We start from the raw sequence: 10,782 nt of genomic DNA on the forward strand, positions 1-10,782 counted from the left end.
TTGGCTACGCTCGGTGGGAGACCAGCCCGCGACGGAGCACGCACCCACCGAGCGCGGCGAACGGACGCCGACCCTTCGCCCAGACCCTGGAGTGGTTCATGTCCGTGCCACCGGATTTCCCCTTCCCGCAGGGCCGCCCTCCCGAGCCCCCGGACGCGTACGCCCGGCTGCGGCGCGAGGAGCCGGTGAGCCTGGTCACCACGCCGACCGGCGACGTCGCCTGGATCACCACCCGCCACGACGACGTACAGGCGGTCTTCGCGGATCCGCGGTTCAGCCGGGCGGCCGTCCTCCGGCCGGGAGCGCCGCGATCGTCGCATCTGGACGGGCTCAGCGGGGTGTCGCTGCTCAGCATGGACGATCCCGGGCACGGCCGGCTCCGCCGCCTGGTGGCCTCGGCGTTCACCGCCCGCCGGGTCGAGTCGCTCCGCGAGCGTACTGAGGGCATCTGCGCGGGCCTGCTCGACGACATGGCCGAGGCCGGGCCACCGGCCGATCTGATGTCGCACCTGGCCGTCCAGCTCCCGGTCATCGTGATCTGCGAGCTGCTGGGCGTCCCCTCGCGGGACCACGTACGGTTCCGCGCCTGGTCGTCGGAGTTCTTCGCGACCGCGGACCTCGACGCCGGGGGCGTGCTGCGCGCGTACGCCGAGCTGACCGCCTACATCGCCGGGCTGGTCGCGGCGAAGCGGGAGGAGCCCGCCGACGACCTGCTCAGCGCCCTCATCACCGCCCGCGACGAAGGGGACCGGCTGAGCGAGGAGGAGCTGGTGAACCTCACCATGACCATCCTCATCGCCGGCCACGAGACCACCACCAACCAGATCGCCAACTCGGTGGTCACCCTGTTCCGCCACCCCGGGCAGCTCGCGGCCCTCCGCGCGGACCCCTCCCTCGTGCCCCGGGCGGTGGAGGAACTGCTGCGCTACAGCCCGCTCAGCTCCGGTGGCGGACTGATCCGGATCGCCACGGAGGAGGTCGAGCTCTCCGGGACCACGATCAGTGCGGGCGAGGGCGTGATACCGATCAGCGGGGCGGCCAACCGCGATCCCGGGGTGTTCCCGGAGCCGGACCGGTTCGACCTCGGGCGGGAGAGGAACCCCCACCTGGCGTTCGGGCACGGCATCCACCACTGCCTCGGCGCCCAGCTCGCCCGCATGGAGCTCCAGGTCGCCCTGGCCGCGCTCCTGCGCAGGTTTCCGGGTCTCCGGCTCGCGATCCCGGACGGCGAGCTGCCGTGGAGACAGGGCATCATCACCAACGCGCTCAGCTCCCTTCCGCTGACCTGGGTCGCCTAGTCTGTGCGGATGCCCGCTCCGACCACGGCCTGCACGGCTGCCGGCGCCCCGCCGGAGCCGAGCCGGCTGGCCTGGCTGGACCTGTTGCGGGGGGTCGCGGCCATGGTCGTGGCACTGCACCACGCGACGTACTACTACGTCCCGCGGCTGCGCGGCCAGATGGTCGACTGGTTCGATCCCGGCAGGTACGGCGTCCTGGTCTTCTTCCTGGTCAGCGGCTACATCGTGCCGGCCTCGCTGGAGCGGCACGGCCTGGTGCGCAACTTCTGGATCAGCCGGATATTCCGGATCTACCCGCTGCTGCTGCTGGCGTGCACGGTGTACGTGCTGCCGTACCTGCTCGGCGTCCGGGGGCTGCGCGCCGGGCTGGAACAGTACGCCCCCGTCATCGCCGTCCTCGCGCACCTCACGATGCTCCAGGACGTCCTCGCCGTGCCCAATGCGATCAACGTGCTGTGGACCCTCTCCTACGAGATGGTCTTCTACCTGCTGGTCGCCGTGCTGTTCGCGACCGGGACGCACCGCCGGTCCGCGCCGATCGCGGTGGGCCTCGCGCTGGCCGCGGTGCTGGCCGGCGGCCTGCTGCCGATGACGCTGCTGTCGAGAACGGCGGGCACCGGGCCGGTCGTGGTGGCCGCCGCCGTCGTGTTCGCGGCGGCGATCGCGGCCGCCGTCTCCGGCCGGCCGGTCCTGCGCGTCGCGGGCTGCGTCCTCGGCGGGGCGCTGGCCGTCACGCTGGTCGCGGTGAACGGGCGCATCGGCCCCTGGGAGGGGCTCACCGTCCTGGCCGTGATGTTCACCGGCACCGCCCTCTACCGTGCCGAGCGCCACCAGATCAGCCGGCGCACCGCGGCCCTCACTGCCGCGGCGGTCATGGCCGGCGCGATCGCGGCCGGCGTCTGGAACGCGAGCTCCAGCATGACCGCCGGCCAGGCGCAGGGGTTCGGGCTCTACTGGACGGGATCGATCGTGCTGGCCGCCATGACGTTCGCGGCGGGCTGGGCGCTGCGGTACCGGGCGATACCGAAATGGCTGACAGCGCTCGGCACCATGAGCTTCTCCATCTACCTGCTGCACTCCGTACTGCTGATGCTCTTCGACCAGTTCTTCGGCATGCCCGACCACGATGACCCGTCGCGCCTCCTGGTCTTCCTCGTGGTGCTGCTGACGGTGAGCTGGACGGCCCACCGTCTCGTCGAGGCACCCGGGCAGCGCCTCGGCCGCCGCCTCGCCCGCCGCCTGTCGCCGGTCCGGGCGAGCGCGCCGGCCGCTCCCCCGCAGGCGCCCTCCGGCACGGCCGGACAGCCCACGAGCTCCACCGGAGCCTGACGCACCGGCGCGGGAAATGGCGGGAGCGAAATAGGAGAATTACTCCTTTTTCACCTCAGCCCTCCACGGCAACCCTTCGGACAAGCCCTTCCAGAGGCGGTAAATGCCAGACCAACCCATTCAGTTATGACAGAATCTCCGCGATACGATCAAAGGAGTGGGATTGTTCGTCCATCGGGTTCTTCTCGCCGTTGCCTTCGCCCTCGCACCAATGATCACCGGCACTCCGGCCGCTCACGCGAGCACTCAGACGGGGCCGTGCAGGGCACAGAGCGGCGCGACCACCGGCACGATCGTCCCGCTCTACACCTACCCCGACACGAACTGGTCGGCCCTGCGCGCGGCCCATGACGCCCACCCGGGCGTACCGGTGATCGCGGTGGTGAACCTCGCCCATCCCGGGGGCCCCGGGACCGGCGACGACGCCGTCGTCCGCCGGCGGATCGCCGATCTCGTCTGCTCGGGGATAGAGGTCAGCGGCTATGTCGACACCCGCTATCTGCTGCGCCCGCTGAGCGAGGTGCGTGCGGAGATCAGCACCTGGAAACGCTCCTATCCGGTCACCGGGATCTTCCTCGACCAGATGGCCGACAATTACGACCACGGCAATCCGAATTCGCCTGAATTGTCGCAAGCCCAGATCGAGCAGAACGCCGACGTCTACCGCGGACTGACCGGCTACGCCCACAGGCTCGGTCTCTGGGACGTCATCGGCAATCCCGGAGTGGCGAGCTCCCAGACCTACCTCGACCGCAACGCCGTGGACATCATGGTGACGCGCGAGGGCAGAGGGGTGCCCGACGTCGCCGGGCAGCAGAGCTGGTGGTGGATGGGCAAGCCCGCTCTGCGCGACAGGACCGCGCTGCTGTCCTACGGCGTCGCGGCCGGCGAGGAGGGCGTCCAGCCGCTGAGCGGCGACCAGCTCTCCCGGCTCGGCGGGGCCTTCGGCTGGATCTACGTGACCGACCGGGACGGAGCCAACCCCTGGGAGGGCCTGTCGTCCTACTTCGACTCGCTGCTGGCGGCGCTGTCCGCCGGCTGACCGTCCATACCGCTCTGGATCCGTACGGGTTCGTGCGGCGCCAGCGCGTACGACGCCAGGCAGGACAGGAAGCCGCCGTGCAGCCGCGCCATCTCCGCGGCCGGCCAGCGCCTCCGGTCGAAGATCAGCTCCACCTCGAGGTCGTCGCCGGCGTGATCGACGTTGAACAGCGCGATCCCGGGCATGACGGAAGCCAGCATCGACCGGGTGTCCTGCGGGAAATCGAGGGTGACGCCGTCCACCGCCGACTCCAGGCCGGCACCGAACCGCTGGGGACGGTACTGCAGGAACATGCCGCGGAAATGGAGTCGCCGGTACAGCCGGGCCACCTCCGGGGACCGGTCGGCGACCGCCGACAGCGGGACGTTCTGATGCACGTAGGTGGCGAACGCGTCCACGGCGAGCGCCGACAGATGCGCGCTCCGGCTGGGCGCCCGCACCCGGTGACGGAAGGCGATCTCCTCGGTAAGCATCCCGACCGTGTCCTGGAACTCCGGCTGTCCTCTGCCGTGGACGATGCACATCGTGGTCACGTCGTCGTTCCCGGTCAGCCGGGCGACCGTCTCCTCGAAGGCCGCGATCGCCGCGTGGAACAGCGAACAGCGCGCCCCGCCGCAGACCTTCTCCAGCCGCCGGAGCAGATCGCGGTCGAATCGGTCCCGCAGGAAGGCCATCCGGTCGCCCTGGACCCCACCCGGGGGGACCCGGCCGAACGCGGGCGGCTCGGCGCCCGCCAGCCTCGCCGACCAGAAGTCGGCCGCCCGTGCGCCGATGCCGCCCGGCAGCCAGGTGCGCTCGTCCCCGAGGACGGCCTCGCGCCGGCGCCGGTAGTCGCCGAACTGCCGCCGGACCTCGGGCGGTCGTGCCTCCTCCCCCGCCGTGAGGTCCCGATAGCACGTCACGAAGTGCCGTACCACGATCTCCATGGAGGTGAAGTCGGCCACCGCGTGCGGCGCGGCCAGGTGGACGGCGAGCAGCCGTGGCGACTCCACGACCACCTCGACGCGGAACACCGGCAGCGCCGCCGGGTCCAGCGGGCGCTTCGCCCGCTCGTCCACGGTCGCCATCAGCCGCCCCGGGGCGGCGGTGTGCCGCCGCAGGCCCACCGCCCCCGGCGAGAACTCATGGACCAGTTGCCGATCCAGGTCCAGGTCGACGGTGGTGCGCAGGGCCTCGTGCGCCCGGCAGACGGCGTGCGCGGCCGCCTCCAGGTGGCCGAGGTCGTGCGGCCCCTCCATGACGATGGTGGCGTCCGTGATGACCGTCGGATCCGTCACCTTCCGCTGCGCCAGCGGGATCGGCGTCCCGAGGATCACAGGCCGGCCTTCACCTGCACGGCGTCCAGGATGCCGTCCCACAGCGCGAGCCGTGCCCTCAGCGCGGACCGCACCGTGTCGGCGCACTCGCCCCACTTGGTGGCGTCGTCGCCGCACAGGTCGATGAGCATCTGCATGGCCATCGGCGTGTGCTCGTCGGCGTCCACCTCGATGTGGCGGGCCAGGTAGTCCTTGAAGTACCCGAGCCGGCCGCCGGGGTCGTCGATGCCCACGATGTGCTCGAACATCTCGGGGATGAGATCCTCCCGCCCGAAGGCGAAGGCGGCGGCCTGGCAGTGGATCGGCGACGCGGAGATGATGTGCCACGTGCCGCTGACGAAGTCGGCGGCCGGCCGGGGCACCGGGGCGTTCTCCAGGGACTCCCAGAGGTCGCCGCCCGTGCGCAGTTCCTCGACGAACGCCGTGATCGCGGTGGTGTCCGCTCCGGCCTCGGCCATGCCCATCAGGTAGAGCTCGAAGTGGCTGATGTAGCCGCCCTCGAACTCGTCGCTCTCCTCGACGAGCACGATCTCGTTGATGAGACGGCGGCTGGCTCGCGGCCCGGAGGGGACCCACGGCACCTGGACGCAGGTCAGCTCGCGCTGGAGGTTCTTGAGCAGGGACATGAAGTCCCAGACCGCGAAGACGTGGCTCTCCATGAAGGTGGCGACGTCGTCCGGCTTGAACAGGTTGTTGTAGATGGAGTGTCCCACCACCTTGTCGCGCAGCGGCGCGATGGCCTCCTGGAGGCCGATCAGCCCTGGATGCGAGCTGTCGAAGTGATACCGAGACTGCATTTCCGCACTCCTTGCCCCGTGGAGCGCACCCCTAGACGCGCTCGAAGATGATCCGGGCCAGGCCCAGATTGCGGCGCTCGAACTGGCGCGCCGAAGATGACAGGTAATGGAGGTAGTCGGCGACGACCTCCGGGCCGACGACCTTTTCGGCCTCTGCCCTGCGGGCCAGAAGGGTCTCCCCCCACGTCCGGCAGGTGCGTACGTAGTGGTCCGGGTCGTTTCGCACGGAAACGACGTCGAAGGTGTTCTCGCTGCCCTGGATGACGTCGCTCAGCGGCGGCATCACCGACTCGGGGAAGATGCGCTCGATGACGAACATCATTTCCTGGACGGTCTGCCGGTCCAGGGGCCGCGCCCGGCCGGCGATGTTGGTCTGCAGCGCCAGCCGGCCGCCGCTCGGCAGCCAGTCGTGGCAGCGGGTGAAGAAGGCCCGGTATGCCTCCAGCCGTTCCTCGCGGTTCATACCGTGCTGGGCGAAGTGCTCGAACGCACCGAGGGAGACGATCGCGTCGTAGCGCGTGTCCTCGTGGTCCGCCCAGTTCTGGACGCGGATGTCGTAGCGCTCGTCGGCCCAGGCGCTCATGGACTCCAGCTGGGCGGAGCTGAGCGTGAGACCGACGACCTGCTGCACGCGCTGTTCCTCGACCAGGTGCCGCAGCATGCTCCCCCAGCCGCAGCCGATGTCGAGCACGCGTCGTGCGCCGGTGGCGCGGGCGCCCGTGGCGAGGTAGTTCAGCTTGCGCTGCTGCGCGCTGAAGAGGTCGTCGTCCGGCCCTTCCCAGAGGGCGCAGGAATAGGTGCGGCTGGGGTCCAGCCACAGTTCGTAGAACTCGTTGCCCAGGTCGTAGTGGTGCCGGATCGCGTCGCGCGACGCGCCCCTGTAGGTCTCCTGGGGCGTGGTCCCGGACAATGGGCTCATCGTGGTCTCCCGTTCATGTGGGCTCCAGCCGGACGGTGGCGATCGTGGGTAGGTCTTCGGCGAGCAGCAGCTGCCGGGCGCGGTAGCGCTGGATCTTGCCGCTGGGCGTCTTCGGAAGTGATCCGCGGGACAGGAACACGCATTCGTCCAGCGCGATGCCCGCCTTCGCCATGGCGATCCGGGCCGCGGCGTCGGCGATGACACCGTGGTCCGCGTCGCGTTTGCGGAGCTCCGCGACGAGCACCAGGCGGCCCTTCGGGCCCCCGCCGACGTCGATGATCGCCGTACAGCCGCGGTGGACGGGCTCGAGGGCGTCGACCGCCAGCTCGATCTCCCGGGTGTTGACGTTGCGGCCGCCGACGGAGATCACGTCGTCGCGCCGGCCGACCACGTACAGCTCCCCGTCCCGGTGGAAGCCCAGGTCGCCGGTACGGAAGCCGTCCGCCGTGAAACGGCTGCGGGTGCGTTCGGGGTCGCCGTGGTAGCCCATGGCCAGGCTGGGCGACCGGACCACCAGCTCGCTCACGGTCCCGGGCTCGGTCTCCACGACGTCGACGCCCCGGCACGGCGGGCCGCAACCGGTCAGCCAGGTGGCGGCCGGACCGCCGGGTTCGACCGGCACGATGCGGCCGTCGGCGAGTTCGACGCCGTCCACGGCGAGGAACCGCGGCTCCGCCTCGGGTGCGGTCGCGGCCACGGCCAGTGTCGCCTCGGCCATTCCGTACGCGGGCATGAAGACGTCCAGGGACAGGCCGCTGTCGCGGAAGGCCTCGACGGCGGCGAGCAGGGTGCTGCGCTCCACCCGTTCCGCGCCGATGATCCCGGTCCGCAGCGCCAGCCGCCGGTTGAGGCGCCGGCCGCGCTGGGCCCGCGCGGCGAGGTACACCGCCGTGTTCGTCCCCGCCGTCATGGTCCCGCCGAAGTCCGCGAGATCGCCGAACCAGCTCCGGCCGCCGAGCATGAACCGCTCCGGCGTGGACAGCACGAGCGGCATGTCGTAGGCCCAGGGGTACATCAGGCAGCCGAACATCCCCATGTCGTGGGAGAGCGGCAGCCACGAGACGACCTTCTCCCGGTCCGGGTCGGAGTCGCTCATGTCGAGGATCAGCGCGAGCTGCGCGGCGATCGCCCGTGGCGTGAGCATGCACCCCTTCGGGCTACCGGTGCTGCCGGAGGAGTACTGGATGAACGCCAGTTCGTCGTCGCCGGGGGGCTCCGCCTCCAGCGCCGGCCCGCTGCGGACGGACTCCCACGCCGTGAGGCCGGTCTCCGCGTGCACCCGGTCGGGGAACGCGCCCAGCAGGGCGCCGTCGGTGAGCAGGACCGGCGAGCCGACCCGCCGGCAGATGCCGACGATCTGCTCGACGTACTCCTCGGCGCTCATGCCCCGCGCCGGGACGGGCAGGGAGGCGACCGCGCCACCCGCCAGCCAGGTCGCGAGCGTGCCGCGCACCGCGAGCGGGGTGTTGGTGAGGATGGTGGCCACCCGGACGCCGGGGCGCACCCCGATCGCGCGCAGACCGGTGGCCATCCGGCGTGCGTCGGCGACCACCTCGTCCCAGCCGACGCTGGTGAACCGTGCACCGGTCCAGCAGTGGAACTGGCCGCGTCGGGCGGTGAGCAGCGATTCCCAGAGCGAGTCCATTTCTCCTACTCGATGTCGCCGGCGTCGACGGTGGTCTTCTCGGCCCTCCGCGGGCGTTCGGCGAGCGGCACCGGCGGCCTGGAGGGCGCGTGGCGGCCTCCTCCCGCGCGGGCCAGGCCCGCCGCCCGGGCCTCCTGGCGGTCCCGCTCTATCCGCACGACGTCCCAGGCGAGCCCGGTCCGGGCCAGCGCCCTGATGAACAGCGCGCTCAGGTCCGCCTCGTACCACCGCATCCCGTGGTTGGCCGCGCGCGGGAAGGCGTGGTGGTTGTTGTGCCAGGAGTCGCCGAAGGAGGGGATCGCCAGCCAGCCGATGTTGCGGGACTCGTCCGCCGTGCTGAACCGCCGCCTGCCGTGGAAGTGCCCGATGGAGTTGACGGCATAGGTGAGATGGCTGAGCAGGAACAGCCGCACCAGCCCGCCCCACAGGAAGCCGGTCAGGGCGCCCATCGGCCGGCCGCCGCTGAGCGCGAAGCCGAGCACGGCCGGTGCCAGCAGGCCGAGCAGGACGATGCCGATGAAGTGACCGCTGATCCAGCGCAGATGACGGTCGCGTACCAGGTCCGGGCAGTACCGGACCGGGTCCGACGTCAGGCTCTCGTCGAGCAGCCAGCCCAGGTGGGCGTGCCACAGCCCCTTGAGCACGGCCATCCGTCCCCGCTCGCCGTGGAAGTAGGGGCTGTGCGGGTCGCCGTCCCGGTCGGCGACCCGGTGGTGGCGCCGGTGGTGCGCGGCCCAGATGATGGCGGGCCCCTGCCCGGCGATGGTCCCGGCCACGGCGAGGGCGTCGTGGATCGGCCGGTGGGTCTTGAACGCCCGGTGCGCCAGGAGCCGGTGGAATCCGGTGCTGATGCCGATCCCGGCGATGGAGTACATCACCACCAGGCAGACCAGGTCGCTCAGCCCGAAGGCGTGGTTCCACAACAGGGCCATCGCCGCCAGCACACCGAGCAAGGGCGTGATGGAGACGACCAGGATGAACAGTCGATGTTCCCTTCCGTCCACGGCGTACCTCCTCAGTTCAGGTTGGGGGACCCGGCCGTCGTCGGGATGATGAGCGGCCTGCGCACGGAGAGCCCGAGCCCGGCGGCGACCGCCAGCACCGAGACGGCTCCGCAGAACAGATAGACGTGCAGGAAATCGCCGAGTGCCGCGACCGCGTGTCTGGGCAGGATCGCGGCCAGCGCGGCGACGCCGAGCGCGCCGCCGACCTGCCGGGCGGAGGTGTTGAGCCCGATCGCCCCGGCGAACCGCAGCGGGTCCACCGCCAGGGCGGCCGCGCTCGCCACCCCGGTGGCCAGCGCGCCCATCCCGATGCCGACGAACAGCCCGGTCGGCAACCAGAAGGTGAGGAACCGCGGCTCGGTGGTGAGGCCGAGGTGGATCCACACCACCGTGATGGCCATGATCAGCGCCCCGCCGGCGACCGCCGCCTGCGGGCCGTACCGGGCGATCACCCGGGACGACAGCAGGGCGGTGAGCGCCGCCGTGACGGCGCCGGGGCTCTGGGCCAGCCCGGCTTCGAGCTCGGAGTAGTGCCAGACCTGGGTGAGGAACAGGATTCCGACCAGCAGCCACGGGAGCAGGGCCGCGCCGTACAGGAAGGACGCCACGTTGGCGATCGCGAACCTGCGGCTGCGCCACAGTGAGGTCTCGACGGCCGGCACGGGGTGCCGGGTGGACCGGTACAGGGCCAGCCCGAGTGCCGCCGCGCCACCGGCGACCGCGCCGATGGTACGGGCGTCGCTCCAGCCCCAGTCCTGCCCCTGGGTCAGGCCGAGCACCATCCCCCCGACCCCCGCGCCCAGCAGGGCCGTGCCGAGCAGGTCCGGCCAGCGGCCGCCGGCCGCGCTGGTGCGGGGGACCGTCAGGACGCCCGCGAGCAGTGCCAGCCCGAGCGGCACGTTGATGTAGAACAGCGAGCGCCAGTGCAGGGCGTCGACGAGCAGCCCGCCACCGCTGGGGCCGACCGCTGCCGCCACCGCGCTCGCCGCGCCCCAGAGCCCGATGGCGCGGGCCTGCCGTTCGGGGGCGGTGTGGCGCAGCAGGAGCGCCAGCGAGGCCGGCACCATCGCCGCCGCGCCGGCGCCCTGCAGGCCGCGGCCGAGGAACAGCAACGGGAGGTTCGGCGAGACCGCGCAGATCAGTGAGGACACCGTGAACAGCCCGGTGCCGGCCAGGTACAGCGCGCGGCAGCCCACCACGTCGGCGAGCCGCCCGGCCGGGGCCAGCAGGGCCGCCAGCAGCACCACGTACAGCGTGATGATCCAGGTCAGGTCGGCCACGGAGGCGGACGGGTGGTCCGTGCCCAGGTCGGGGACGGCCAGGTTGACGACCGTCGCGTCGAACATCGCCAGAAACGCCGCCCCCGTGGCGAGCAGCGGCACCACGGCCCCGCCGGGGCCTGTCCCGGTGACACTGTTCGTGGTCACGGGCG

At 71.6% G+C, this 10,782-nt stretch carries 9 protein-coding genes; 3 read left to right on the forward strand and 6 right to left on the reverse strand.

What is annotated here, in order from left to right; genetic code table 11:
* The first annotated feature begins 98 nt into the window (after positions 1 to 98).
* The 3 genes from ACRYCC_RS37235 to ACRYCC_RS37245 all read left to right on the forward strand — a co-directional run bounded on the left by ACRYCC_RS37235 (position 99) and on the right by ACRYCC_RS37245 (position 3,669).
* Complete coding sequence (locus tag ACRYCC_RS37235; protein ID WP_433818764.1) at positions 99 to 1,298, forward strand: cytochrome P450; 1,200 nt, start codon at positions 99 to 101, stop codon at positions 1,296 to 1,298.
* Between the two features lie 9 nt (positions 1,299 to 1,307).
* Positions 1,308 to 2,627 carry an acyltransferase family protein gene (locus tag ACRYCC_RS37240; protein WP_433818765.1) on the forward strand — a complete coding sequence of 440 codons (1,320 nt, stop codon included), beginning with the start codon at positions 1,308 to 1,310 and terminating at the stop codon, positions 2,625 to 2,627.
* A gap of 157 nt (positions 2,628 to 2,784) precedes the next feature.
* A complete protein-coding gene (locus ACRYCC_RS37245) occupies positions 2,785 to 3,669 on the forward strand; it encodes a spherulation-specific family 4 protein (RefSeq protein WP_433818766.1) in 885 nt (294 codons plus the stop codon).
* On the opposite strand, the gene ACRYCC_RS37250 is transcribed toward ACRYCC_RS37245, so the two are convergent.
* Genes ACRYCC_RS37250 through ACRYCC_RS37275 form a run of 6 tightly spaced genes read right to left on the reverse strand, consistent with a single transcriptional unit; the run spans position 3,630 to position 10,777 of the window.
* The gene (locus ACRYCC_RS37250) at positions 3,630 to 4,985 is read right to left on the reverse strand and encodes a condensation domain-containing protein (protein WP_433818767.1); all 1,356 of its coding nucleotides are present in this window, start codon (positions 4,983 to 4,985) and stop codon (positions 3,630 to 3,632) included. The two genes, ACRYCC_RS37245 and ACRYCC_RS37250, sit on opposite strands and share 40 nt — an antisense overlap.
* Entirely contained in the window at positions 4,982 to 5,782 is an 801-nt protein-coding gene (locus ACRYCC_RS37255; protein ID WP_433818768.1) for a DUF3050 domain-containing protein, read from the reverse strand. Before ACRYCC_RS37255 ends, ACRYCC_RS37250 begins: the two co-directional genes overlap by 4 nt.
* A gap of 31 nt (positions 5,783 to 5,813) precedes the next feature.
* Entirely contained in the window at positions 5,814 to 6,701 is an 888-nt protein-coding gene (locus ACRYCC_RS37260) for a class I SAM-dependent methyltransferase (protein WP_433818769.1), read from the reverse strand.
* A 13-nt stretch (positions 6,702 to 6,714) separates the two neighbouring features.
* Positions 6,715 to 8,346, reverse strand: coding sequence for an AMP-binding protein (locus ACRYCC_RS37265; protein WP_433818770.1), 1,632 nt, complete (start codon positions 8,344 to 8,346; stop codon positions 6,715 to 6,717).
* A gap of 5 nt (positions 8,347 to 8,351) precedes the next feature.
* The gene (locus ACRYCC_RS37270; RefSeq protein WP_433818771.1) at positions 8,352 to 9,350 is read right to left on the reverse strand and encodes an acyl-CoA desaturase; all 999 of its coding nucleotides are present in this window, start codon (positions 9,348 to 9,350) and stop codon (positions 8,352 to 8,354) included.
* An 11-nt stretch (positions 9,351 to 9,361) separates the two neighbouring features.
* The gene (locus ACRYCC_RS37275) at positions 9,362 to 10,777 is read right to left on the reverse strand and encodes an MFS transporter (protein WP_433818772.1); all 1,416 of its coding nucleotides are present in this window, start codon (positions 10,775 to 10,777) and stop codon (positions 9,362 to 9,364) included.
* Positions 10,778 to 10,782 lie beyond the last annotated feature (5 nt).

Source organism: Actinomadura scrupuli (assembly GCF_050971785.1).
Classification (GTDB): Bacteria; Actinomycetota; Actinomycetes; order Streptosporangiales; family Streptosporangiaceae; genus Actinomadura_E; species Actinomadura_E scrupuli.